This is a genomic window from Allobosea sp. P2_A10 (genome assembly GCF_056405115.1).
The window spans coordinates 1-24,205 of sequence record NZ_JBFUCS010000035.1 but is presented as its reverse complement, the minus strand read 5'-3'; the positions used below and the strand labels follow the sequence as shown (position 1 = coordinate 24,205).

The following is a 24,205-nucleotide window of genomic DNA, read 5'->3' as shown; positions in this document are numbered from 1 at the left end:
GGCGGCGTCGCCTGGCGGCTTCTGCCGAGCGACCTTCCGCCCAAGAGCACGGTTTATCGCTGGTTTGCGGCCTGGCGGGACGGCGGCATGTTCGAGGCGCTGAACCATGCGCTGCTGATGATCGATCGCGAACGCAGCGGTCGGCCGGCCTCGCCGAGCGCCTGCATCATCGACAGTCAGTGAAGACCAACGAAGCCGGCGGGCCGCGCGGCTACGACGCCGGAAAGAAGATCCTGGGCCGCAAGCGCCACGCCCTCGCCGACACCGACGGGCGGGGCCTCGTCCTCTTCGCCCATCCCGCCAGCGTGCAGGACCGCGACGGGGCGGGCCCGCTGCTGGCAGCCTCGCGCCGCCCGTTCCCTTTCATCGAGAAGGTCTTCGCGGACGCCGGCTACCAAGGCCCGCGCGTCGCGACCGCGACTCGCATCGCCGTCGAGATCGTCCGCCGCAAGCCCGATCAGATCGGCTTCGCCGTCCAGCCAAGGCGATGGGTCGTCGAGCGCTTCTTCGCCTGGATCAACCGAAACAGACGGCTCTGGAAGGACGCCGAAGCCACCATAGCCTCCGCCACGGCCTTCCTCTACGCAGCCGCCGCCATCGTCCTCATCCGCCGCATCGCGCGAGCGTCATGACTTTCGGGGCAGACTTTTAGGCTTGGGCCTTGCGCCAACTTCGCTGATCTCGCCGTTAGCGTGCAATGGCTTCTTTGCGTTCAACGACCTGTCTCATTTCTGCGATCTTCGCGGCCAGTGCTTCGCGATGCTTTGAGAGCGTTTGGCCGTCTCCGGCTACATTGCACTCACGATTGCGCGGTCATAGACCTCAAGATTGTTCTCTTCGCCGTTGGCAAACGCGCCGAGAGAATGTTCGTCGAGACTTTCGAGAGCGGATCGAACGGAAACGACAGCCTTATGCACGGCGCCCATCAGCGAACCGCTTTCGTCGAGGCCCGCCCCTCGCGATGCTAGCATGCGATCGATGTCCGCATGTGCCTCGGCATGGAGGCTGTCGAGGACGCGAAAATACCGCAACGCATCCGGATCGCGGGCCTTTTCGAGTGCCTTGCCGTAACCATCGCGAGCATCGATGAGCGCGGTGTGAAAAGTTTCCAGACTGGTCGTGGTCATCGGCTGCAACCATTAAAAGGCGATAGCATTCAATTCTTCATCGGACGGCCTGTTCCAAGCCGTTCTGCAGATCCGACCGCTGACTTAATGAGGATCTGACATATAGCTCATCGCTATGAGATCATCCGATCAACCTGCTGCTTCAGGCCGTCAACGCCGCATCCGTATCTCGCTCAATCGCTGGATCGCTAGGGCCGTTCAACTGTCTGATGGCAGGCGGTTCGATGCTCTGGGAGATTTCGCCGGAGCATCCGGCTACTCAAACTCGCAGTCTATCAGCGATCATTTGCGGCGCGGCCTGAAATTCGACCAGATTGCGGAGAAGCGCGCGGCGTTCTTGTCGGCGCCTTCCCCGACAGAATTTCCTCCGCCTGGCTGGACTGCCGTTCTCGGTAAGGAAGGGATTTACTTCAAAGGCAGCAGGGTGCTGACCGAGGAGCGGTTACGTGCGCTAATGGGCCGGGTAGCGAAGGGTAAAAAGCTGACGACGCAGGGCGGCCATTGCCCCGTTACGACTGCCTGAGAATAAAGGCCGACGCCCCAGCCGGAGGAGCGGGCCAACAAGGCGGACGGACGCTGCGCGGACTGATGAGCACGCAGTTATTACGGAATCAAGAGGCGATGGCTGCGGGGCTGACGCAGTGCCTGCCAACACATTGCCGAGAGGATCGATAGGCGGAACATATCTGCGGAGGAAGAGTTCTTAATTCGAAGGGCTGTAATATTGCAGCGCTTCAAAAAGCGAGGGTTAGCATGGCCTTTTCCATTTCCGACAAACGTTCAATTTGTCTGGCGGCTTTTGGAGCTATTGCGCTGATCACTTCGGCGCACGCGCAACCTGCAATAAGCTCGCCTGGCGTTCAAGCTGAGCCGGATCTTGTTTGGGCTCCGTTTCCGCCCAGCCGCACGATACTCACAGAGGGACGACAGGCCGCGCCGATACGGATGGCGAGCACCCGCCGCGGCCCCGTTCAACATCCCGTCCCTGACCTTCATTTGGTCGGCGCTCTCAATCGACCGACGAATCGTACAAGCCTGCTGTTGATCGGCGCTGCTTATTGACTTGGTCGACGACTAACAAGTCGGCCACACGCCGAAGGTCGCTGCTACCGCTTACCGCCTCCAAGGCATGACAGATGTGTCGGCGCGACGTGCGAGCTTTTCGCTCGTCAGGCGTGTTGGTGACGTAATAGCTCTCGCGAGAGGGAGATGAGTGCCAATGGCGTTACGTTTTGCGGAATAATTGGGCCATCAATGCCATGGTCTTTGTATATTTCTTCGTCGAGATGAGTTCTAACAGACCCGGCCATAATCCATCCAGCGAAACTTCGAATAGGAACGGACTGGAAATCGAGTAGATTAACGTCTTTATGACGGTGATCAACTTCGATTTTCTTGAATAAATCAAATATCCTTCGAGGATCACCCTCTATTATTTGAACAATACATTTTCGATCAATTATTAGACAGCCGGTGATATTCTGATTTGAGTTATTTCTGTTTGAGGTCGCCAATACTTTCCGGATTGAATGTAGGGCTCCCTCCTCTGAGAGGTGAAACAGGCTGTGCGAATGATAAACAAGCCGGTGAATCGTCATCGCCTGCTGTCTCCCGCAGCGACTCGTTGAGGGGTAGGTGATCCCTTCGCCAGATGATTGTCGTCGCTGCCGTAGAACGCAACCGCATCATCGCAGAAATCTGGGCATCGATTTGGATCAACCGAACACCAAGCTGACTTGTACCTACGACCGCAGCTTCGAAAACTTGCTTTCGATCAAGGACAAAATCGACCAGGGCCACTGGCTCTCCTAGCTGGAGCAGGCATGCCCGGTCGATAAGCGCGCAGCACGGCACGGCGTCCTATTTGCCGATGGACAGGGGCTACACGTTCGCAGCTGTTCAAAGACGAACTGGGTGACCGCGTAACCCGTTAGCGCTCAAGCCCCAAAGCGGCGACGATTTTGCTAGCGATGCCTTTCACCTCTGCCTGCGCCTGAGCGCGCGTCGCTGGCAAGCCGCTATCAAATGGCACCTGGATTTCCACATGCTTCCTGAACGGGCCAAATGCTATGCGGCCCTGAACCCGGGTTGACGACGTCCAGATTGAGCAGTCCCAGCCATTACCAATGGCCTGCCATTGGTCAGGGCCGTCGTCTTCAGAATTGGGCATGTCAGTCAATTCCATCGCCGCAGACAGATCTGCGGCGGTAGAATACGTGCAGGAGCGCGAGTCGGTTTTCATAATTGGCGGTGGGGCACACTCGACCTCTTTGCCGCGCTCGCCGTCGAGCTGGACGGTACGTTCCTTGGGCGGTCGACTCCGATAAAGACGGCAACTTGTTGGCTCTGTCTGCCGTCGCTTTGCCGTGGCCCGGCATGCACTGCACGCCCCCCTATCTACCCTGGCCAGCCCAGCGATATGGAGGACACGATCGGCTTCACGGCGCGCATCGCCGGGCTTGAGGACTTAAAGGGCCTGTCGCCGGAGGCTTTGCCCACTATTCCGCTTGCGGCTTTGGGATCGTGGTCGAAGCGAAGCGACAAGCTGCAAGGCCCGACGACCTGTTCCAGCGCTCCACTTTCCCAGCCAACGGCAAATCCGCCCATGTCCCAACCGAAGCCGTTTATGGCAAACGGCTTGCCGTTGATCGCCTCGACTTCGGCCAGAGACGTGCCGAGCATGATCCGACGCTGATCTGGAAACCGCGCCGCTACCGCCCAGGTCGATCTGTCGTTGACCGTGATTGAGCTTGGTCGCTGTCGCTTGCCTGAGTCATGCCACAGCACTTCAATTCGCCGTTTCGGATCATTGGGGAAAATTACGGTTCCAGCCTCGGTTGCACCTTCTCCAACATCGATGTCCGCGCGCTTTACATTCGCTGCGCCAAAAGCCTTCGTGAGGGCTCCCTCATTCGCGTCTTTGGCGAATGGTCCGACGCACTGAATGACGCCATTGGCGGGCTGAGCATGTGCGGACGCGGGGATGAGACCCAGCGCGAACCACAGAGCGCTCGTCTTCTCCATCCGACGCATCTGTAACCTCTTCGCGTTCATCTATTCCCGTGGAACCATATTCGGCATGCCGGCGACAACACAACATGGACTGTCAAACGTTCGGCGGAGGTGGCTGTCATGACACTGAAGCCACAGGGTTGTCTGCATCTCGCGGGTTCGACCGAGAGCCTTCGCGTTTCCCTCTAGTGCAAGGACCATCGCAATATCGGAGGCAGTCGTGCTATTACCTTTTGGATCGCAGGAAAGACATGCAGCGTCTCGTCGGCTGGGTCTATTTGGCGCTGACAACGTTCTTGATCCTCAGGATTTCCTTCTGGAGGATGTTCTTGCCGATCGTCCCGCCCGATTGGATCGCTGAATCTCGGCGGTAGAGATATCGAAGATGAGGCTCGCCTCTTATCGTGATGAAGACGATCTGCTCTTCGTCGCCATTCTCGAAATCGATGCTGACCGCGTTGCCTGCTATCAGCGACCATTTCCCACGCTTTTCAGGCCGGCCCGTTCCGACCACCGCCGCCGAGTAGTCCTTCCGAAAGATGTAGGATCGCCCGTCCGCGAAATTCAGGCGGCGGCCGCTGACGGTCTCGAAGTTCAGCTTACGTTGGCGGGTTTCGTCCCCCAGCAGAATATCATCGGGGTTGTTTTGGTCGAGGGCACCTGCACGCGCGGGAGCGATGGCCAGGAACGCGAAAAACACGATTGCAGCCGCGCTGGCCACGATCAGCGCGTATTGGCCGATCCTTGCCACCGTTCTGCGCCAAGTCGGAAGCGCAGCCCTTCTCGCGCGTTCCTTCAAATTCTCGCTGCCGATCTGCTCCCAATGGCCCATGTTTTCGCTCCCAGACGTCAACGCGGAGCATCTCATGGTTTCGCTATTTGTCGAACGCGTCTGACATCCGCTGATACCGATCTTCGTCATCCCAATCGGCGTTGAGCGCCGCCTCGATCTCGTCATCGGGGATGCGCCGGCCGCCAAACTTGCTCATGAACGCCCGGACGAATCTTTCGTCTGCCAGGCAGACCCTCAGCGTGCCCTTGTCGAGCGGCGTCGAGGYGATGCGATAAGGGATTTCCCATTCCTCAAGCCAACGCTCGATCTCCGTTAGCCCCGCATGGAAGACGAGCCGTTCCATCGTGAGTTCGACATGATGTGGCCAGATATCGGCAGAGTCCGGCATCGATCGACCCCTATGATGCTCACGCAGAAAGAAGCATGGAAACGGCCCTGGGCGGAACTGACAAAAACGGAGAAAGCCCTCGGCGCGAGACGCAATAGCCAAGAGGCGCCTACGGGTTGCCGCTCTCGCTAAATCAAGCGATCTGAACGATGGAGCCCCAGGTGATGCCGGGCGTCTCGCTGTCGGTTGCGTTCAGCATGCGCTGGAAATTGAAGACGGGATCTCGCGGCACGCGCATATCCATTTCGAGACGACGCTTGGCATTCGGCTCGCTTGGGCGTTCTACGCCAAAACCTGACGGCCACCTCTGCTGCGCGACGAAACTTCAATCTGAAACGCCTCTCGGGATAATGCCTCGGCAGGGGATCGGTGGCACCAAGGCTGCGAGAAGACGGCTGCTCCCAACGCTATGCACACGATCGGTAAGGACAGGGGTAAGCACTGCAGCGCTAACGGCAGCCAAGCCACGAGCGCGATGAGAAATCCGGCTCCCGTGAACACGAGGATATAGGGATCGGGACCGAGATCGGTTGGCGACTGCATGCCAGTCAACCGGCGGTCGGCCAATTCGATCCTCGGGACCCACGAACTTTCGGCTGCAACCGGCCATCTTATGGAAGCAGCGCCTGCCCCATCTCCCTGCGTCGAGCAACCTCCCTCGCGCAAGCTGTTGTCATGGTCTGCTTCAACGGAGGAGACCGTCGGCTGCGAACACATCCCAACCCTCCAACGGCGCTCGCGCGCCGTCGTCCATGTTGCCTTCGGTCTCGCTCACCTTCCTATCTTGATGCTTGGCGGCGCACGCCAGAGCCGCTTTGCCGGCCGCGCGCCGTCGGTTTTCGGCCGCCACACGCGCATCGTGCTCGCGCCAGACAACTGGACGGTCCTCATCAAGGATTTCCTCGATGAGGCGCGGGTCGAAGACGTGAAATGTCACGGCCTTGGCGCGACCACGCAGTTTCACGGTGCGCGTTCCGTCGCTTTTCAAACGCCCATCCTTCAACCACTTGTGACGCTCACGCGAAGACATGGCGAGGATATCTTCCGCCTCGCGCGGGAGGATCGGCAGAGCTTCGATCCCGACCAGCGCTTTGGCAATGGTCACCGCAGCGGCGGTGAAAGAAGCATGCTCGGGCTTGGACATCCGCAGCACGATCCCGCCCGCGACGGCGACGACGCACTTTTGTGCCGTCCAGGGCAGACGGCGTCGGACCTCCCGCTCAATCCCTTTCAGTCGCACTGATGAGCCGAGCGTCGCCGCCGATGGCAGCGGCCATTCGGCAACCAGGGCGGGCGAAATTTCAGCAACCTGCTTGGAAGGTATCATGCCAACTCATAATAGGTAACGTGCATGATGAACCTCAGTCGATCGGACGTGTTCCGGCACGTGGGCGCCAGCGAGGACATAACGGCTTCACAGCAACGGCGGCTGCACCGGCACTGTGGGTGGCGGTGCATTTGACATGTCGCCGCGTCGGGCCAACTCCGTCTCGGCGCTGAAGCGCAAGTCGACGTCACGGTTACGTGCCAAGTCCCGTAGCGCGGCGAGGTCGACCTTGTCCCAGCTCTTGCCTCGATCCGGACCGGACGGCACGCGCGGCAGAAGCCCGGGCTGGCAGCTCCACGACAGCAGTTGCTCCAGCGAGGCCTGGTTCAGCATGTCGCGCAAGTGATGGGCTGTGACATAGGCGTCGGGCATGGCGCGATGGGCCGGCAGGCCGATCTCGTGCTCGAGCCCGTCCGGCATGCGCTGATAGCGCAGGAGCTGGTTTGAGAACCGCGGCAGATGCGGCCACAGGCGCAAGGCGCATTTCCAGGTGCAGATCCAGCTTGCCGCGCCGCTCAGCATGGGCGTGCAGTAGCGCTGTTCGAACGCTGCGCGATGGGCCGCCAGAGCGACGACGCCGCCTTTGGGACGCAGGACGGAGGGCGCGATATCCTTCCAGAACGGCGCGCCAACGACATCCACGTCGCGGATGTGATGGACCGCCATGGTATCGGGCGAGATAGGCCGGCCGGGGTTCACGAAGAACGCCCCGCGGTCTTCGTCGATGTGCCATGAGCCGTCCGGTCCCAGCGAGACATTTTGCCATCCGATCTCGCAGACGTCGTGAGGTCCGTTTCCCGCGGTTTCAAGGTCGATGACGCGGACGCGCATGGTGATCATGGGCTGGAGATCACCATTGCGACCGCCCGATACAAGTCAGGAGCGACGCTCTGTCTCGGTTCGACGCGGCGCGCTTCCTGAACTGAGGGCTGAGCCGGTGAACCGATGCTCGCCCACGCGCTCCCAAGGCCCGCCACGGTATCGCCAGAGCAACAATTCCGTAGTCCTCGCCCCGAAGGGCGAGAGCGATATCGAGAGCTTTTCAAAGAGCGCTTTGGCAGTGGCCGCATCGGTCTTGCTCTGGATCGTGGCATACTGGCGGAAAGGCCTGCGCGTCAGTCGACCAGCGGCGGCCCGGGATCTCGGCCCGAAGGCGCTGCAGCTTTGGGCTGTCGATCACATAGGACGTGCCCTGGAGCAGGAAGCGCAGGGCCGACACAACGAGATGCAACGGTTCCTGTCGGGCCGCCACCGACGCCAACCTATCGGTGACTTCACCATAACGATCGCCCCGCAGATGGTGAACAATGTGAGATGGGCCAGGATATGGTTGCAGGCAGGCGGGAAACGCAGCGTGCGTTCCGCATCGAACGCGCGAAGCGGGTTTCGTCGAAGCGCAGCGTCAGGATCAACGGTGCGTCGTCCACGCGGCCTCTGAGCCTCCCGTCAGCGCCACATGCCCCGCATCTGGGCTCGGACGTCGATCCTTGGGCCAGCGCTTGCGGCCCGCTCCGTTTCCGGTGCGGCGAGTGGCCAGGCCGTGCGCTCGAACCGTCCGAGCAGTGCATTGGGGATGAAGCGCGTGCGCGCCGCATAGACGTGGCGGTCGCCGGTCGTGCTCTGTCCATGCGTGAAGAAGCGCTGCGGCACCATGAGGTGCAGATCGTCCTTGGCCCGCGTCATCGCGACATACAACAGCCGACGCTCCTCCTCGATCTCGTCGCTGGTGCCGACGCCGAGATCGGACGGGATGCAGCCATCGACGACGTTCATCACGAAGACCGATGTCCACTCCTGCCCCTTGGCCGAATGAATGGTCGAGAGGATGAGGTAATCCTCGTCGAGCAGCGGCACGCCGGCCTGGTCGCTGGTGGCGTCGGGCGGATCGAGCGTCAGTTCGGTCAGGAAGCGTTCGCGCGAGGGATAGCCGCCAGCGATCTGTTCGAGTTGGACAAGGTCGGCCTGTCGCGTCGAGGCGTCCTCGTGCATGCGCTCCAGATGGGGCTCGTACCACAGCCGCGCCCGCTCGACTTCGGCGGGCCAGCCGGCTCGACCCAAGCGCAGCTCTTCGATCGCGTCCAGGAATCCCACCCAATCGTCGCCCGCCCGTGGCGGCGGTGGGGCCGAGGAAAGCGCCTCCATCGGATCGGACGCTGCCGCGATATGGTCCAGCACGCGCTGCGCTGAGGTCGGGCCAACGCCGGGCAGGAGCTGCATCAGCCGGAAGCCCGCGACCTTGTCGCGCGGGTTCTCGACGAAGCGCAGCAGTGCCAGGAGATCCTTGATATGGGCGGCGTCGAGGAACTTCAGCCCGCCGAACTTGACGAAAGGGATGTTGCGCCGGGTCAGCTCGATCTCGAGCGGGCCGCTATGGTGCGAGGCCCGAAACAGTACCGCCTGCTGCTTCAGGGGCGAGCCGGCCTCGCGGTTCTCCAGCACGCGGCCGGCGATGAAGCGGGCCTGGTCGGCTTCGTCGCGCACATTGACCAGTTGCGGCGGCGCGCCCGTCGCACGGTCAGTCCAGAGATTCTTGGTGAAGCGCTCGCTCGCGAGGTCGATGACCCCGTTGGCGGCGCTGAGGATGGCCTGCGTCGAGCGGTAGTTCTGGTCGAGCGTGATGATCTCGGAGGACGGCGAGAAGGCAGCGGGAAAGTCGAGGATGTTGCGGATCGTCGCGGCGCGAAACGAATAGATCGACTGCGCGTCGTCACCGACCACGGTCAGTCCGTGTCCGTCGGGCTTCAGCGCCAGCAGGATCGAGGATTGCAGCCGGTTGGTGTCCTGGTACTCGTCGACCATGACATGGTCGAAGCGCGCGCCAATCTCGCCGGCGAGATCGGGATCGGCCATGGTCTGCGCCCAGTAGAGCAGCAGGTCGTCGTAATCGAGCACATTCTGGCGCTGCTTGGCCTCGACATAGGCGGAAAACAGCTCGCGCAGCTCCGCAGCCCAGGCGACGCACCACGGGAAGGATCGGCTCAGAACGGCCTCGATCGGCGTCTCCGCATTGACGCAGCGCGAGTAGATCGCAAGGCAGGTGCCCTTTGCCGGAAAGCGGGTCTCGGTCTTCGAGAACCCAAGCTCGTGGCGAACGAGGTTCATCAGGTCGGCAGCGTCCTCGCGATCGTGGATCGTGAACGCGGGATCGAGCCCAATCTGGTCGGCATAGTCGCGCAGCATCCGCGCGCCGAGCCCGTGGAAGGTGCCGGCCCATTTGAGTGCATCGGTCATCACGCTCGCTCCATCGCCCATGACCTTGCGCGCGATGCGCTCGACGCGGCGTGTCATCTCGGCAGCGGCCCGTCGCGAGAAGGTCATCAGCAGAATGCGGCGCGGATCGGCCCCCGTCACGATCAGGTGGGCTACCCGATGGGCCAGCGTGTTGGTCTTGCCGGAGCCGGCGCCCGCGATCACCAGCAGCGGCGAGGCACGGTTGCTGCCGACGCCATGGGTGACGGCACGGCGCTGCGCATGGTTCAGTGCGTCGAGATATGTCGTGGAAAGCGGCGGCGAATCGGTGGCGAGCATGATCAGGACTCGACCAGTTTCCGGTTTTGTTCGCAATCTCCGATCTTCGAGCAAGGCGGCTGGTTCGACCGCGAAGGAGGAGAGCGGAACAGACACAGGCCGCCATCGTTTTGCTTCTGAACAGGGAGTGGTCATGCGTAACGATCCGAGAGACAGGCTCATCCGCGCCCTCGCGGCGCAACTTGGCGCAGAGCGCGAGACCAGAGCGGCTATCGCCAATGTCGTCGCGAACGGAGAAATCGACCGCGAGGTTCTGCTGGCGCTACTGGAAGATCCGATCCCGGCCTGGTCGCAGGAGGATTTGAACCGCGCCGATCGGCTCGCGACTTCTGCCGCGCACCATCGCGTGATGGTGTCCTGATCCAGCCACTGCAACCTCAACAGCGTGGCGGAGGCGTGCCTTGGAAAAGCTGAAGGCCTATCGCGAGAAGCGCGATTTTGAAAAGACCAAAGAGCCGAATGGCGATGCTTCGGTCGTCGAGTCCAATCGGCTGCGCTTCGTGATCCAGAAGCATGACGCCACGCGCCTGCACTACGATCTCCGCCTGGAAGTCGATGGCGTATTTCGCTCTTGGGCAGTGACCAAGGGTCCATCGCTCGATCCATCCGACAAGCGCCTGGCCGTGGAGGTTGAGGACCATCCTCTGCCTTACGGAGACTTCGAGGGCACAATTCCCAAGGGTCAGTATGGCGGGGGTACGGTCCAGCTTTGGGACCGTGGACATTGGCAGGCCGAAGGCAAGTTGAGCGCCGAGAAGCAGCTCGAGAAGGGCGAGCTGAAATTCCAGCTCGACGGCGAGCGACTGCAGGGCAGCTTCGTCCTCGTCCGCATGCGTCGTGACCGCGATGGCGGCAAACGTACCAACTGGCTCTTGATCAAGCACCGCGACGAGCATGCTGTCGAAAGCCGTGGCGACGTGGTGCTCGCAGACGATAAGTCGGTGGCGTCAGGACGTAGCATGGCGGCGATCGCCGCTGGCAAGGGCCGGTCACCGAAGCCTTTCATGCTTAGCGACGAGGTTCTTGCACCCGATGCGGAGTGGGACAGTCGTAAAGGGCTTGCCGCGCGGGAACGGGGCCAGCAGGCCAAGCCCCCCTCAAAGCCCAAACGGCCCCCGCCTACGGCTCCGAAGTCGAAAAAGTCCGCCGCTCTCCCCACCTTCATCGAGCCCCAGCTTTGTCGCAGCGTCGAACGTCCCGCCAGCGGTAGGGACTGGGTCCACGAGATCAAGTTCGACGGCTACCGCATCCAAATGAGGATTGAGGGCGGCATCGTCACGCTCAAGACCCGAAGAGGTCTCGATTGGACGGCCAGGTTCGCCGCAGTCGCGAAGGCTGCGGCCGGTCTGCCTGATGCGATCATCGACGGCGAGATCGTCGCGCTCGACGACCATGGCTCCTCGGATTTCGCCGCGCTCCAGGCGGCTCTGTCCGAAGACCAGACGGACGACCTGGTCTTCTTCGGCTTTGACATGCTCTTCGACGCAAGCGCGGACCTGCGAAAGGAGCCGCTCCTCGCCAGGAAGGAGCGGCTGAAGAGCTACCTGGAAGAGCATGCCGATGGCGTCATGCTGCGCTACGTCGAGCACTTCGATACCGGGGGTGACGCGGTCCTGAAATCGGCCTGTCGCCTGTCACTGGAGGGCATCGTCTCCAAGGCGACCGATGCGCCCTATGTGTCCGGGCGAAGCAACGCGTGGACGAAGGCCAAGTGCCGCGCCGGGCATGAGGTCGTGATTGGAGGCTGGTCGACGACGGCCGGCAAGTTCAAGTCGCTTCTGGTCGGTGTTAACCGGGGCTCGCATTTTGTCTATGTCGGTCGGGTCGGCACCGGCTACAGCGCGTCCAAGATCGAAGCCCTGATGCCCCAGCTCGAGGCCTTGGCCGCCAAGACGTCGCCTTTCACCGGCATCGGAGCGCCCACGCGCGAGGCTGGCGTGACCTGGCTGAAGCCCGAGCTCGTCGCCGAGATCGCCTTTGCCGGGTGGACCGGCGACGGCATGGTCCGCCAAGCGGCCTTCAAAGGGCTGCGCGAGGACAAGCCGGCTGAGGAGGTCGAGGCTGACCTGCCGGCCGATCCTGAGGCGGCCGAGACGCCGGAGCCGAAACCGTTACGGTCGCGCGGACGCGGCGGCCGGGCAGTTGTCATGGGGGTTGGCATCAGCCACCCCGACAAGGCGCTCTGGCCGCACGCGGAGGACGACCGGCCCGTCTCGAAGCAGGATCTTGCTGAGTATTTCGAAGCCGTCGGCGCGTGGATGCTGCCCCACATCCAGGGGCGTCCTTGCTCGATCGTTCGGACACCAGACGGCATCGAGGGCGAGACGTTCTTTCAGCGGCACGCCGGAATGGGGACGTCGAACCTGTTCGAGCTCGTTCGCGTCTCCGGCGACAGGAAGCCCTATCTGCAGATCGACCGGATCGAGGCGCTCGCCGCCGCAGCTCAGGTCGGGGGCATAGAACTCCACCCGTGGAACTGTTTGCCGGGCTCTCCCGAGATACCCGGACGCCTCGTGTTCGATCTCGACCCCGGCCCCGGCGTGACCTTCAGCGCTGTGATCGACGCGGCCAACGATATGCGCGAGCGGCTCGACGCGCTCGGTCTGGTCAGCTTCTGCAAGACCACCGGTGGCAAGGGCCTCCACGTCGTGGTGCCGCTGACATCAGGCAAGCGCGCGTCATGCGACTGGCCGGCCGCCAAGAACTTCGCGCGGGGGGTTTGCGCGGAACTCGCGAGCGACGAGCCGTCGCGCTACGTCGTCAACATGGCCAAGCGTCTCCGCAACGGCCGCATCTTCCTCGACTATCTCCGCAACGACCGGATGGCGACAGCCGTCGCGCCGCTCTCACCCCGGGCCCGGCCCGGCGCCCATGCCTCGATGCCGCTGACCTGGTCGCAGGTGAAGGCGGATCTCGATCCCAGCCGTTTCACGGTCAGGACGGTGCCTGGGCTCTTGAAGAAGACGAAGGCCTGGGACGGCTATGACGATGCTGCGGGATCGATCAGCGATGCGATAAAGAAGCTCGGGAAGCGCGCCGCTGCCGCGTGACAGCTGCTTGGTCTGAGGACGCGGGAACGAACAGACGATACGCTGCGTTCTCCGGGGCAATCGGAGATGCAATATGGCGCAGCGGACATTCTGGAAGGGCTACCTCAAGCTGTCGCTGGTGACGTGCCCGGTCGCGATGATCCCGGCACGCTCCGAGAGCGAGAAGGTCCGGTTCCATACTTTAAATCGCAAGACCGGCAACCGGATCCAGAGCCGGTATGTMGACGCGGTCACCGGCAAGCCCGTCGCCGATGACGACGAGGTCAAGGGCTATCCCAAGGGCGATGACGACTACATTGTCCTGGAGGATGACGAGCTCGATTCCGTCGCATTGGAAAGCACCCGTACGATCGACATCCAGACCTTCGCCCCGCGGTCCTCGGTGGGCTGGATCTGGTATGACGCGCCCCATTACCTCGTGCCCGACTCCAAGGTCGGCGAAGAGGCCTTCTCGGTCATTAGGGAAGCGATGAAGCGGACGAAGAAGGTCGGTATCTCCCGCGTCGTGCTCTATCGCCGCGAACGCGCGGTGCTGCTGGACGCACGCGACAACGGCATCGTCCTTTGGACCCTGCGGTATGGTGACGAGGTCCGGCCCGAGAAGGACTATTTCGCCGGGATCAAGGAGGCTGAGCCCGATCCCGATCTTCGGCCGCTCATGGATAAGCTGATCACGACCCGGACGAAGGACTGGTCGCCCGATTTGACCAAAGACCCCGTCCAGGACGAACTGTTGGCGATCATCAAGGCCAAGCAGAAGGGCCGCAAGCCGACGAAGGCCGTGAAGCCTCAGGTCAGTGAGAGCAATGTCGTAAACATCATGGACGCGCTCAAGCGAAGTCTCGAGCCTCGCAAGAAGTGATCAGCCCGCCTTTTTCCGTGGCGCTTCCTTGGCGGCAAGCGCCCTTGCCGCCTTCTTGCCGGACCCGCTCTTGGCGCTCTCGCGCAGCGCATCGAGCAGGCTGACCACCTTGGTCGGCTCGGGCCGCTTCTGCGGCTTTATCTTGCGCCCTTCGATCTTCGCCTGGACGAGTTCTGCCAGGGCGCTCTCATAGCGGTCGTCGAAGTCCTTCGGATCGAACTCGCCGGCCTTCGTCTTGATGATGTGCTGGGCCAGTTCGAGCATCTCGTCATCGATCTTGATCTTGGGCACGTCGCTGAAAGCGTCCTGCGCCGAGCGCACCTCGTAGTCGAAGTTCAGGGTCGTCGCGATCAGCCCATCGCCATGCGGGCGGATCAAGATCGAGCGCATGCGACGGAAGATGACCGTCCTTGCAAGGGCTGCCGACTTCTGGCCCTTCATCCCCTCGCGAATGAGCGCGAAAGCCTCGGAGGCGACGGGCGAGCTGGGCGAGACGTAGTAGGGCTTGTCGAAGAAGATGTCGTCGATCTCGTCGCAGGGCAGAAACGTCTCGACGGTCAGCGTCTTGTCGCTTTCGGGAATGGCGGCAGCGATCTCTTCGGGTTCGAGGATGACGTAGTCGCCGTCCCCCTTGTCGTAGCCTTTGACCTGATCCTCGGTCTCGACGGGCTTGCCAGAGACCTCGTCGATGAACTGGCGATGGACGCGGTTGCCGGTCTTGCGGTTGATGGTGTGGAACGAGATGCGCTCCGAGGTCGAAGCGGCAGTGTAGAGAGACACCGGGCAGGTGACCTCGGCGATCTTGAGAACGCCCTTCCAGACAGCGCGCGGAGCCATGACCATTCCCCATCCGCGTCACCTAGCCAACGCTCGCGAGGAACTAGCTGACGATGTCGATGGTTCCACCGGCAGTCGCCTTCCCAGAGAGAAACCACTGCGATGCCGAACGACGATGCCGTCATCGCGAAAGCCCTGAATGCAGGCCGGCGCCGGCTCCTTGTGACGGCCTTCGCGCACGAGAAAGATCTGGGGTCCGCCATCGCGCGAACGGGTGATCTGTAGGCTGTCTTGCGGGGCTAGATCGATCGTCTCGTGATCCGCGGCATCACCGAGGGCAGAGACGACGTCGAGCTGACCAAGGCTGTTCGTCAGGCTCTGAACCCTTTTGTCGACGCCGCTCACTGGGAGGCATCAACCGGCCGGAGCGCGCCAGGTCAGATCCAGTAGATCGACCATCGAGTGAGCCGACGTCGGACGATAAGGCGATCGAGAGCCCATTTGAAGCTGCGCTCCTTTACGGCGCGCCGATGATCGCCAGCGACCGATCATCCATCCTGCCGGAAAACCAGCGATCGAGCGCAGCGCGGAAGGGGCTTTCTCTCAGCGAGGATGCTATGGCGAACATCGTCATCGAAGAGTGAAACTTCAGGTCGTCCGGAGAGCCGAAAATCTGCCGCAAGCTCAGGCCGTCCGTCGCGGGGACGGCCCGCGTCGCCTGATTTAGTCGGGGCGCCAGAACCGGATGCGCAAGATACGCGCGCGCTTCCTCCAGTCCCGTGACGCCATAGCTTCGTGCCGTCTCGGAGAGACCGAGCCCCCGCAGCTGCGGGAAGATGAACCACATCCAATGAGTCTGCTTGCGGCCGGCGTGCAGCTCGGCCAACGCGATGTCGAAGGTAGCGGATTGCGCTGTCACGAACCGGCTCAGGTTGAAGGGATCGCGTTCCATGTCAGGCGCCCCTGCTGGTCGAGAAACGGCGTCGTGCTGGCACCGCAGTCGCCGCGACCTCGATCCAGACCGGAGCGTGGTCGCTCGCCCTCTCCCGGCCGCGCACCTCACGATCGACGCCGGCAGCAACGAGTCGCTTTGCAAGCTGCGGGCTCAACAGAAAATGATCCAGGCGCAGCCCGGCGTTTCGGCCCCATGCGTTCCGCAGGTAGTCCCAGAAGGTGTAGATGGGCTCGTCGGGATGCAGTGCACGCACGGCGTCGGTCCAGCCTTGGCCTGCCAAGGCATGAAAGCCGCTGCGGACCTCCGGGAGAAACAGCGCATCCTTTCGCCATCGCGCCGGATTGTAGACGTCCAGATCAGTCGGGATGACGTTGAAATCACCGACGAGCATGATCGGTACATCCAGATCGAGCAGTTCGGACGCGTAGCTCGTCAGTCGCTCTAGCCAACGCAGCTTGTAGTCGAGCTTAGGGCCGGGCGCGGGGTTGCCATTCGGCAGGTACAGGCAACCGATCAGCACGCCGTCGACGGCTGCCTCAAGATAGCGGCTCTGATCGTCGTCGGGGTCGCCGGGAAGGCCGCGCCGAGTCTCGATCGGCTCCCGGCCTCGGGCGAGAATTGCGACACCGTTCCAGGCCTTCTGGCCATGCCAGATCGCGCCGTAGCCGGCCTTTTCGATTTCGCGCTTCGGAAAGCGCACGTCTGGCGCTTTCAGCTCCTGCAAACAGACGATGTCGGGCTGCGCTTCCTGCAACCAGCGCAGCAGCACCGACAGGCGGCCGTTGATGCCGTTTACGTTGAAGGTGGCGATCTTCATCGATTGGGTTGACCGGTGATCCGATCGGCCCAGTCATACACCGCCTCGGCCATGGTTTTGAGATGATCGGCCGCAGTCAGGCCCGAGATGCGCTTTCGCGGCTTCAAGTCATGATCGCCGTCCTCAAGCCAGACGAACTCGATCGCCGAAGATAGCTGGTACCCGGAGATGTCCGCCCGGGTGCCGAACTGATCGCGCGTTCCCTGCACGATGAGCGTGGGCGTCTTCAAATCGGCGAGGTGCTTCGTCCGGACCAGATGTGGCTTGTCGGGCGGATGGAAGGGATAACCCAGGCAGAGGAGGCCCCGAATGCGACCAGCGGCAAGGAGTTCATCGGCGACCATGCTTGCGACGCGGCCACCCATCGATTTGCCACCGATGATGAGCGACCCTTTCGCGCCGACCGCTTCGATAGCCGCGATATACTCCGGGTTAAGCTTTTCAGCTCGCGGCGGCGGCTTGCGACCGGAAGCCGTTCGCCTGCTCGCCATGTAGCCGAATTCGAACCGCGCCACTCTCAACCCCACTCCGCCCAAGGCCTCGGCGGTCGCAGTCAGGGTTGCTGAGTCCATCGGCGCTCCTGCGCCATGAGCCAGGATGATTGCAGTACTGGCGTGCTCTGGACCGTCGATCAAGATTGTCATGGCGCCTCCAAGGAACTGGGCTTGGCCTGCACCGGGTGCCCGGCAACTGATGTGCCTGCCGGCGTCGAAGCAGGAGCGGTAGTTGTCCCGGATTGTGGGACGACGGCGCCGGGCGCTGAAGCGGCGGTCGGCGCGGCAGCTGTGTCGGCTCTTGCCTCGCCAAAGATCGTCTTTTTGATGCTGTCGAAATTGCCCATTAGGGTTCTCCTGCCTGAATAAGTCAGGAGCGGAACTGTTGCAGGTCTTACCTGTTCCGTTGGCGACTGGGGCGAGTTACCGATCTTTGCGGGAACGCGCGGACCCGCAATGGTTTTCCATATCAATTGTCCACTTTGATATGCTTCTGACGCGGCGCCTTCGCGTGGGACGACAGGTTGCGATCCAGAGCGGCTAGCCTTGACACCCGCCGCGGGACCTACCCATTAACATCGGCAAGTCCGGAACAGATCAGAAACGTTCATATCAGCGGCGGATGCCAATCGCGCCGGCTTGGACGAAAGTGTGGGCGGGCAATTATGGATAGGCTGCAGTATCTGTTGTGGACACTTGAGCGACGAGACGTCGTCACCGAAGCGGAGTTAACGCTCCTTGGCACACTCGCCTTGCGCGAGCAGCGCTACAGACGCGGCCAAGAAATCGTCCGCACCAAATCCCGTCCGTCAGAGAGCTGTCTGATGCTGGAGGGCATATCAGGGCGCGAGGTCATGACGGTCGACGGGAAGCGCCAGATCAGCGCTCTCCACATTGCAGGTGACTTCATTGACCTGCATAGCTTCACCCTGAAGCGCATGGACCACGGCGTTGTGTCGTTGACGGACACGAGCGTCGTGTTTGTGCCGCATGCCGACATCCGCAGAGTGATCGACGCTTCACCGCATTTAGGCCGTCTCTTCTGGCTGCTCACCACGATCGACGGCGCGATCCAGCGCGCGGGCATAGCTTGCCTGGGCCGCAGCACCGCGCTGCAGCATATGGCCCATCAATTCTGCGAGCTCTGGGTTCGGATGAACATCGTTGGTCTCGCCTCGCCAAGCGGCTTTCCCTTCACGTTGACACAAGGGGAGCTGGCAGATGTGATCGGGCTCTCGGCAGTGCACGTCAACCGAACGCTTCAGGAGCTGCGCGCATTGGGTCTTGTCGATTGGGATGGCCATCGCGTCGAGATCCATGACTTCGCCAAGCTGGCCGCTCTGTCGGATTTCGACGAAACCTACCTCAACCTGTTCCACGAGCCGCGTTAGCGCGTTCATGGTGAGAGAGGATGCTCCCGTGACAAGATACTTCATCGATACGTCGAACGGCGTGGTCTCCTTGGCCGACCAGGTCGGCGCCGACTACCTCACAGAGGCGATGGCGCGCACCGAGGCCCTTCAGGCCGTGAGCGACATGGCGCGCGATTACGTTCACGAGGGCGGGGACCGCGATATGACGGCTTCGGTTCGTGATCTTGCTGGAGCCGTGGTGTATGCGGTCAAGCTATCTCTGCTTGACGTGACCGACCGGCAGTAGCGCGGTCGCAGAGAGCTCCCATATGTAACCGCGCCACTCGCGCGGCTTCGACGCCCAGTCGCAGCCTCGCTAACCTACGTTAGTGCGCCAACTCGACCGCCTGCTATGGTTGCCATTCCCAAAGGAGGCTTCCATGCATGCCGTCGATGGGGGGGATACTACCGAATTCCAAGACAGCCTTGTCGATCGACTTTTGCCGATCGCATCCCGCATTCGCTTGTCGGATGGCGCCGCTCTCGAACGTGAAGGCGCGATCTACTTTCCGCTCGATGGTGTCGCGACGCTGATCTTGTCGCGTGACGACGCGCGCTGCCAGGTTGGATTTGCGCGACGGGGCGACGCGATCAGCCTCCAAGGCCTGTTCGTTCCCGACTTCCCGGTCGTCGTCGCGACGGTGCTGCGGAAGGGCGTGTTCGTGCGGGTGACGTCGGACGTCCTGCGTCGGCTGATGCGTGACGATCCATCCTTTCGCGACCGGCTTTCGATCTACGCGATGCACGCCATGGGGCGCTATCTCTCCGAAGCAGCGGGAGCGCTTGCCTCGTCGCTGGAGCAGCGTGTCGCAAGGTGGATTTTGCTTTGCCGGCGCGCGCTCGATGACGATGTCCTGCCTGTGACTCATGAGCGGATCGCGGAGGCCCTCGGCGTTCGCAGATCCGGCGTGACGGTGGCCTTGCATGTGCTCGAAGGACAAATGCTGATCCGCTCAAAGCGCGGCCGGATCGACGTCCTGAACAGGAAGGGCTTGCGATCCTTCGCAACGGGCGGCCGGCGGGCTGCGACGACGAGTGCGCCCATGATAACCGCGCTTCAGCCGCATCGATTGCGTAAGGGCATCGAGCTGTCTTGAGACATCAGCTGAGGAGGATGTGATGAAATCGAACAGTGATCATCCGTCGACGGTCATACCCTGGTATGCCGAGAGCGAATTCGCTGTCTTGGCGAACCTCCGAGCCGGCACAGCCGCACAAGCCTATCGCGCATGGCGGCGAGGGGCGGATAAGGCGATTGCAGTTGCGCGGAGCCAAGGCCGCGCTGTCCAGCTCATGCCGGTCAGGTTGGCGGCCTTTCGTGATTGGTTGGCATGCGAGCGTCGCCAGGATGATTTGGCAAGTCGGCGCGCTTTCCTCCTCGCCTGCGCTGCCAGTGCAGGGCGCCTCGCCCGACAGGAGTCGATGAAATCGCTCGCATCGACGATGGGAAGACAACGTTTGCAACTGCATTGATCCCGAAGGCCGACGGTCGCCGGGAAGCTTTAGGCGTAAGTCTATGTTGGAGCTGACATCCGGACCCCCGGATTATCGGCTCGACCGATTGCGTCATTCGCGTGGATGGCGCTCCATCGATGGCATGGCAACGGAGAGCCTTGACGAGCCCATCCCGTCTGCAGATGGTTTCGGCGACCAGCACAGTAACCGGTCGGCCTTCGGGGGAAGACCATGCCGCTTGCGCCGTTGAGCGAAAGTCAATCGGAGACGCCCGTCGATATCGAGCCGGGTCGTGGCGCTTTACACCCCGATTCGGTACAGGCGTTGGTCGAGAGCGAGGCGTCCTACAGGGCAGCCCTCCAAGCTGGCAACCTTGGCAGTTGGGAAACCGACCTGCGCTCCGGACTAAGGATCTGGACGTCGGAGGGCATGGCGCTATTTGGCCTTGATCTGCCTGATGGAAAGGGGCGCGTCGGTGGCCCCGACGACGAATGGATGGCCGCAATCCATCCCGATGATCGTGACCTCGCGCTGGAATTGCGCCACCAGGCTCAGACCTGCGATTCGTTTTCGGCCGAGTACAGGATCAAGCGACCTTCGGGAACCGTCGTCTGGCTGTCGGGTCGCGGGCGCGTCCTGGAAAGGGACGATGCAGGCAGACCCATCCGCCTCGTTAGCATCATGGCCGACATATCCGACCGCAAGGTGACCGAACTGGCCTTGCGGGAAAGCGAAGCGCGATTCCGCAGCCTCTTCGAGAATGCTGCAGTCGGCATGGCCTACGCCGACCTCACTGGGACATGGCTCAAGGTCAACCAACGTCTTTGCGACTTGTTGCAGTATCCCGAGGGGGATTTGGTCGGTCGCACCGCTGGCGAATTTGTCGATCCCGCAGAACGGGAACGCGAACAAGGGGAGCTGCGCCGCCTCCTTGCGCGCGAGATCGCGAACGTGGCTTTCGAGATACCGTATCGGCGTCGAGACGGTTCAGACATATGGATCGGTCAGACGGCCTCCCTTGTTCTGGACGTAGATGGCTCGCCGCTACATCTGGTTTCCGTCTACCGCGACATTTCCGAGCGCCGTTCCGCGCAGGAACGTCAGCGCTTCCTCCTCGCCGAATTGGCACATCGCTCGAAGAACCTGCTTGCCGTGATCCAAGGCATCGCAGGTCAGACGATACGATCGGTCGAGACGCTCGCCGATTTCAAGACAAGGTTCACGCAGCGCTTGCAGGGAATTGCCGCCACCCAGGACATCCTCGTGCGCCAGGACTGGATTGGCGGGGACTTGCGTGAGCTCGTCGCGACCCAACTCGAGGTCTTTGATCTGGGCGAAGGACGCATCACGCTATCAGGCCCCGACGTCACACTCTCGGCTGACGCGGTTCAAAGCGTCGGTCTGGCCCTGCATGAACTCGCCACTAATGCGCTCAAATACGGCTCTTTGTCAGTGGCTGCGGGGAAGGTCTGTGTCGCGTGGGTTGTCCAAGCCGATGGCGCCTTGGCCGTCACATGGATCGAACAGGGCGGACCACCTGTCGTCGCACCGTCGCGGACCGGCTTCGGCAGCATGGTCCTGGATCGGATGGCGGCCTCGAGCGTCGATGGCGTCGTGGATTTGGAGTATGCAAGCGCTGGCGTGACGTGGACGCTGACCATTCCTGAAAAGCACATGCAGACGCGGATCATGCAAACCAACGACGCCAATGCCGCGGGCGTCTGACACGTGTTCGCGCACGTGTCTGATTGATTAAACGGAGACCGCAACCACCTGGTTCACACGTCCCATCGATTTTCCATCATACCTCATCATTTTCGGCCCCATTTCATCGAGCACAGTCGGGCTCAAAACCGGTCGAGATCGAAGAGGAGTAAATCCATGCGCCATATCGCGCAGCGCCTCACAACGCCTCGAAGGCGACCGCCTGCGATGGAAACTCCACAGAATCTTCATCCGCATCGAGGTGACGGCGTCGTCGGTGGTGAAAAAGAACCAAGGCATAGGCGGAAACACGAACCTGCGGGTCCAGTTCGCCACGCGAGACCAATCGGCGGCGTTCTATGGCAAACCGTCGATCCTCCGTCAGTGCTGGTGAGCGCAGGCGCGCTGTTGGCCAATTCTGAGCGACTAGACCGGGGTCAGCCCTTGCGCAGTTTACCGATATTCCCCGGCAGACCCGACACCGTCCAGTTATCGGGGCGATTCAGTCCCTCGACCGCCTCGGGCCCGTGAGAGAGGCCTCCCTCGCCCCCCTCATCCCAGGCTTTCAATTCGACAATCAAATGTGCGAGCTCATCTGCGTGCGGCGACCCCTCTGGGGCATCGCCGAGCGCGTGAGCGCGGCCGGCCGCCGCCTCGTACTCGCTTCGATCCCTTATCGTCATCAGTCCATTCTCCTTGCTGAGGCGCTGCCGCGCCCATGCCGAAGCCGATCATCGACGGTCCGCGACTCTGACTAAAACCGAACTTCTTCCGGCCTTTCGGCTGCGGCGAGCTCCCAATCGGTCGGTGGCCTGAGATGCTCTATCCGGTCGGGATGGAGCGTGATGAGCCCGAGGTCGCTGAACCGTCCTAGCCAGCCGTCCATCGGCCAGATGCGCCAGATCGCGTGGAAGACGCGGGCATTGCGGACGATGTCGTCGAAATGCTGAAGGGGCGGATCGCAGACGCTGTGATGTTGATGGAAAGCGCCGGCACCACCCAAGAACATCAGCGGGAGTTCCGCCGCCTGGGCGCGAAATCCGAAATCGGTGTCCTCTGCGCCATAGCCGCTGAAGCGCTCGTCGAAGCCTCCGAGGCGTTCGAACGCGGATCGCCGGATGCCGAAGGCAAGCGACCAGAAAAGGCCCGGATTGGATTCGATCCGCAGCCCCTCGTCCGGGAAGTTCCGGGCGGGGTGAGCGATCCCGGCCTCGTGCATCTCGGCGTCTGTCCAGACGCAGTCTGCGCCCCTCGCCGGGAGATATCTGATGTCGGCGCAGATCAAGGCATCACGGCCGTCGACTGCATGCCTAAGGCGCGAAAGAAGGTCGCGCGCGGGAATGCAATCCACATCGAGGAAGACGAGGACATCGGACGTTGCTGGACGCGCCGCGAGGTTGCGGGCTTTGGCGAGCGGCAAGCCCACGTCCGGCAGTTGGATGACGGTGATGGGAAAGCTCGCCTCGGGAATGTCGAGCGGCGGCGTGCTCATATCGACGATGACGAGCTCGGCCGGCGCACAAGTGCTCCGGCTCAAGCCGGCGACAAGCTGCCGCAGATGACCGGCGCGGCCTTTCACGATCGTCAGGACGCTGACGGCGCTCATGTCCGCCTCCAGAGATCAAGCCGGTAAGACTCGGTTTGCTTCGAGGCGATCGGCAAGACGCTGTCTGCAAGCGCGTTCCGCAAGCTCTCCGTCGCATCGTCCCCTGTCTGAGGATAGTCAGTTGCGCCGATCCAGTGCACCAGGATGAGATCTCCGCCCTGTTGGAGCGTCGACCGCAGTCGGTCGGCGGCCGCGACGAGATCGTCGCAAGCCCAGTAATAGGCGACCTCGGAGACGACGATCAGATCGAAGCCGTTCACGGCCTCCGACCAGCGAGGGTAGTCGCATTCCCGGAAGGAAACGTTGTCGAGGTCGCTGCAGCGGTTTTGCGCCTGCGACAGGGCCGATCCGCTGATGTCGATTGCGAGCAGACTGTCGCACCAGGCCGAGAGCCGGCGGGTCAGAACGCCCCCTGCGCAGCCGATCTCCAGCGCGTTTCGATAGCGCCGCCCGCCGAGCGCCGCGATCGTCGCAGCGTGCTTGTCGGCTTCATACGCACTCGACGCCAGATCCCAGGGATCGGCATCCTGCGCGAAGATGCCCTCGAAATAGCTCGCTGGGAGAGACTTACCCGACGACATGGCAGGCCTTTCGAAGGTAGAGCCGATCGCGATCGGCCATCCGCAGCTGCCAGGAGGGAAGCCTGAAGCCCTCGCCGAAGGCCGGGCTGTCAAATCGCGTTGAAGCTCAGCCCTCTTATCGCGTTGAATGTCAGCCCCCTTGGGACCTGCTCGGACGTGCCGATGTCGCCCCGGCTGAGCTGGTCGGGGTTGCTCGGCCGGGGCGATTTCGGCGTCCAGTGCGCGACGGAGGATGACGTTGTCAGGCTCGGTTTTTGAAGCGCCAGCTCTCGTTGCCGGTCTCGATGATGTCGCAGTGATGGGTCAGCCGATCGAGC

The 24,205-nt window shown here is 62.2% G+C and carries 26 protein-coding genes and 1 pseudogene; 10 read left to right on the top strand and 17 right to left on the bottom strand.

Features of this window, described 5'->3' with window-relative positions; translation table 11 throughout:
* Nucleotides 1–632 (top strand): annotated as a pseudogene (locus tag AC1DZY_RS25945) (IS5 family transposase); the annotation flags it as partial.
* Between the two features lie 156 nt (nt 633–788).
* Here AC1DZY_RS25945 and AC1DZY_RS25940 read toward each other — a convergent pair.
* Nucleotides 789–1,127: a DUF2383 domain-containing protein gene (locus tag AC1DZY_RS25940; protein WP_476823036.1), complete on the bottom strand. Its 339-nt coding sequence runs from the start codon at nt 1,125–1,127 to the stop codon at nt 789–791.
* Between the two features lie 115 nt (nt 1,128–1,242).
* Here AC1DZY_RS25940 and AC1DZY_RS25935 point away from each other — a divergent pair, with 115 nt between their 5' ends.
* The gene (locus tag AC1DZY_RS25935; RefSeq protein WP_476823035.1) at nt 1,243–1,650 is read left to right on the top strand and encodes a hypothetical protein; all 408 of its coding nucleotides are present in this window, start codon (nt 1,243–1,245) and stop codon (nt 1,648–1,650) included.
* A 646-nt stretch (nt 1,651–2,296) separates the two neighbouring features.
* Here AC1DZY_RS25935 and AC1DZY_RS25930 read toward each other — a convergent pair.
* The 8 genes from AC1DZY_RS25930 to AC1DZY_RS25895 all read right to left on the bottom strand — a co-directional run bounded on the left by AC1DZY_RS25930 (nt 2,297) and on the right by AC1DZY_RS25895 (nt 10,175).
* Complete coding sequence (locus AC1DZY_RS25930) at nt 2,297–2,725, bottom strand: BLUF domain-containing protein (RefSeq protein WP_476823034.1); 429 nt, start codon at nt 2,723–2,725, stop codon at nt 2,297–2,299.
* A gap of 332 nt (nt 2,726–3,057) precedes the next feature.
* A complete protein-coding gene (locus tag AC1DZY_RS25925) occupies nt 3,058–3,297 on the bottom strand; it encodes a hypothetical protein (RefSeq protein WP_476823033.1) in 240 nt (79 codons plus the stop codon).
* Between the two features lie 227 nt (nt 3,298–3,524).
* Nucleotides 3,525–4,151: a hypothetical protein gene (locus tag AC1DZY_RS25920; protein ID WP_476823032.1), complete on the bottom strand. Its 627-nt coding sequence runs from the start codon at nt 4,149–4,151 to the stop codon at nt 3,525–3,527.
* Nucleotides 4,152–4,413: 262 nt separating this feature from the next.
* The gene (locus AC1DZY_RS25915) at nt 4,414–4,971 is read right to left on the bottom strand and encodes a hypothetical protein (RefSeq protein WP_476823031.1); all 558 of its coding nucleotides are present in this window, start codon (nt 4,969–4,971) and stop codon (nt 4,414–4,416) included.
* Between the two features lie 43 nt (nt 4,972–5,014).
* The gene (locus AC1DZY_RS25910) at nt 5,015–5,275 is read right to left on the bottom strand and encodes a hypothetical protein (RefSeq protein WP_476823030.1); all 261 of its coding nucleotides are present in this window, start codon (nt 5,273–5,275) and stop codon (nt 5,015–5,017) included.
* Nucleotides 5,276–6,005: 730 nt separating this feature from the next.
* Nucleotides 6,006–6,647, bottom strand: a complete 642-nt coding sequence (locus tag AC1DZY_RS25905; protein ID WP_476823029.1) for a hypothetical protein — start codon at nt 6,645–6,647, stop codon at nt 6,006–6,008.
* 87 nt (nt 6,648–6,734) lie between these two features.
* Nucleotides 6,735–7,487 carry a DNA polymerase III subunit epsilon gene (locus AC1DZY_RS25900; RefSeq protein ID WP_476823028.1) on the bottom strand — a complete coding sequence of 251 codons (753 nt, stop codon included), beginning with the start codon at nt 7,485–7,487 and terminating at the stop codon, nt 6,735–6,737.
* A 606-nt stretch (nt 7,488–8,093) separates the two neighbouring features.
* Entirely contained in the window at nt 8,094–10,175 is a 2,082-nt protein-coding gene (locus AC1DZY_RS25895; RefSeq protein ID WP_476823027.1) for an ATP-dependent helicase, read from the bottom strand.
* On the opposite strand from AC1DZY_RS25895, the gene AC1DZY_RS25890 reads away from it, so the two are divergent.
* The 3 genes from AC1DZY_RS25890 to ku (AC1DZY_RS25880) all read left to right on the top strand — a co-directional run bounded on the left by AC1DZY_RS25890 (nt 10,165) and on the right by ku (AC1DZY_RS25880) (nt 14,087).
* Nucleotides 10,165–10,536 carry a hypothetical protein gene (locus AC1DZY_RS25890; protein WP_476823026.1) on the top strand — a complete coding sequence of 124 codons (372 nt, stop codon included), beginning with the start codon at nt 10,165–10,167 and terminating at the stop codon, nt 10,534–10,536. The genes AC1DZY_RS25895 and AC1DZY_RS25890 overlap by 11 nt on opposite strands.
* A 40-nt stretch (nt 10,537–10,576) precedes the next feature.
* Nucleotides 10,577–13,225: a DNA ligase D gene (gene ligD / locus AC1DZY_RS25885; RefSeq protein ID WP_476823025.1), complete on the top strand. Its 2,649-nt coding sequence runs from the start codon at nt 10,577–10,579 to the stop codon at nt 13,223–13,225.
* A gap of 73 nt (nt 13,226–13,298) precedes the next feature.
* A complete protein-coding gene (gene ku / locus AC1DZY_RS25880) occupies nt 13,299–14,087 on the top strand; it encodes a non-homologous end joining protein Ku (RefSeq protein WP_476823024.1) in 789 nt (262 codons plus the stop codon).
* Here the strand turns inward: ku (AC1DZY_RS25880) and ku (AC1DZY_RS25875) are convergent, their stop codons facing one another.
* From ku (AC1DZY_RS25875) to AC1DZY_RS25860, 4 genes are all read right to left on the bottom strand, one after another.
* A complete protein-coding gene (gene ku / locus AC1DZY_RS25875; RefSeq protein ID WP_476823023.1) occupies nt 14,088–14,924 on the bottom strand; it encodes a non-homologous end joining protein Ku in 837 nt (278 codons plus the stop codon). It abuts the gene before it with no gap.
* Nucleotides 14,925–15,381: 457 nt separating this feature from the next.
* Nucleotides 15,382–15,816: a DUF1810 domain-containing protein gene (locus AC1DZY_RS25870; RefSeq protein WP_476823022.1), complete on the bottom strand. Its 435-nt coding sequence runs from the start codon at nt 15,814–15,816 to the stop codon at nt 15,382–15,384.
* Between the two features lies 1 nt (nt 15,817).
* Nucleotides 15,818–16,636 (bottom strand): exodeoxyribonuclease III, encoded by an 819-nt coding sequence (gene xth / locus AC1DZY_RS25865; RefSeq protein WP_476823021.1) that lies wholly within the window; start codon nt 16,634–16,636, stop codon nt 15,818–15,820.
* Nucleotides 16,633–17,280: an alpha/beta hydrolase family protein gene (locus tag AC1DZY_RS25860; protein WP_476823020.1), complete on the bottom strand. Its 648-nt coding sequence runs from the start codon at nt 17,278–17,280 to the stop codon at nt 16,633–16,635. The genes xth and AC1DZY_RS25860 overlap by 4 nt, the downstream gene beginning before the upstream one ends.
* 515 nt (nt 17,281–17,795) lie before the next feature.
* Here AC1DZY_RS25860 and AC1DZY_RS25855 point away from each other — a divergent pair.
* From AC1DZY_RS25855 to AC1DZY_RS25835, 5 genes are all read left to right on the top strand, one after another.
* On the top strand, nt 17,796–18,521 hold the full coding sequence (locus tag AC1DZY_RS25855; protein WP_476823019.1) for a Crp/Fnr family transcriptional regulator: 726 nt from the start codon (nt 17,796–17,798) through the stop codon (nt 18,519–18,521).
* A gap of 28 nt (nt 18,522–18,549) precedes the next feature.
* Nucleotides 18,550–18,789: a DUF6894 family protein gene (locus tag AC1DZY_RS25850; RefSeq protein ID WP_476823018.1), complete on the top strand. Its 240-nt coding sequence runs from the start codon at nt 18,550–18,552 to the stop codon at nt 18,787–18,789.
* A 133-nt stretch (nt 18,790–18,922) separates the two neighbouring features.
* Nucleotides 18,923–19,639 (top strand): Crp/Fnr family transcriptional regulator, encoded by a 717-nt coding sequence (locus AC1DZY_RS25845; RefSeq protein ID WP_476823017.1) that lies wholly within the window; start codon nt 18,923–18,925, stop codon nt 19,637–19,639.
* A 22-nt stretch (nt 19,640–19,661) separates the two neighbouring features.
* Complete coding sequence (locus AC1DZY_RS25840; RefSeq protein WP_476823016.1) at nt 19,662–20,015, top strand: hypothetical protein; 354 nt, start codon at nt 19,662–19,664, stop codon at nt 20,013–20,015.
* Nucleotides 20,016–20,228: 213 nt separating this feature from the next.
* Entirely contained in the window at nt 20,229–21,722 is a 1,494-nt protein-coding gene (locus AC1DZY_RS25835) for a PAS domain S-box protein (protein WP_476823015.1), read from the top strand.
* A 416-nt stretch (nt 21,723–22,138) separates the two neighbouring features.
* Here AC1DZY_RS25835 and AC1DZY_RS25830 read toward each other — a convergent pair whose 3' ends face one another.
* The 4 genes from AC1DZY_RS25830 to AC1DZY_RS25815 form a co-directional block, all read right to left on the bottom strand.
* Complete coding sequence (locus AC1DZY_RS25830) at nt 22,139–22,384, bottom strand: hypothetical protein (RefSeq protein WP_476823014.1); 246 nt, start codon at nt 22,382–22,384, stop codon at nt 22,139–22,141.
* Between the two features lie 71 nt (nt 22,385–22,455).
* A complete protein-coding gene (locus tag AC1DZY_RS25825) occupies nt 22,456–23,307 on the bottom strand; it encodes a glycosyltransferase family 2 protein (RefSeq protein WP_476823013.1) in 852 nt (283 codons plus the stop codon).
* On the bottom strand, nt 23,304–23,888 hold the full coding sequence (locus AC1DZY_RS25820; protein ID WP_476823012.1) for an SAM-dependent methyltransferase: 585 nt from the start codon (nt 23,886–23,888) through the stop codon (nt 23,304–23,306). Before AC1DZY_RS25820 ends, AC1DZY_RS25825 begins: the two co-directional genes overlap by 4 nt.
* 241 nt (nt 23,889–24,129) lie before the next feature.
* Nucleotides 24,130–24,205: ATP-binding protein (locus tag AC1DZY_RS25815; RefSeq protein ID WP_476823037.1), on the bottom strand; the 76-nt coding region annotated here is incomplete at its 5' end.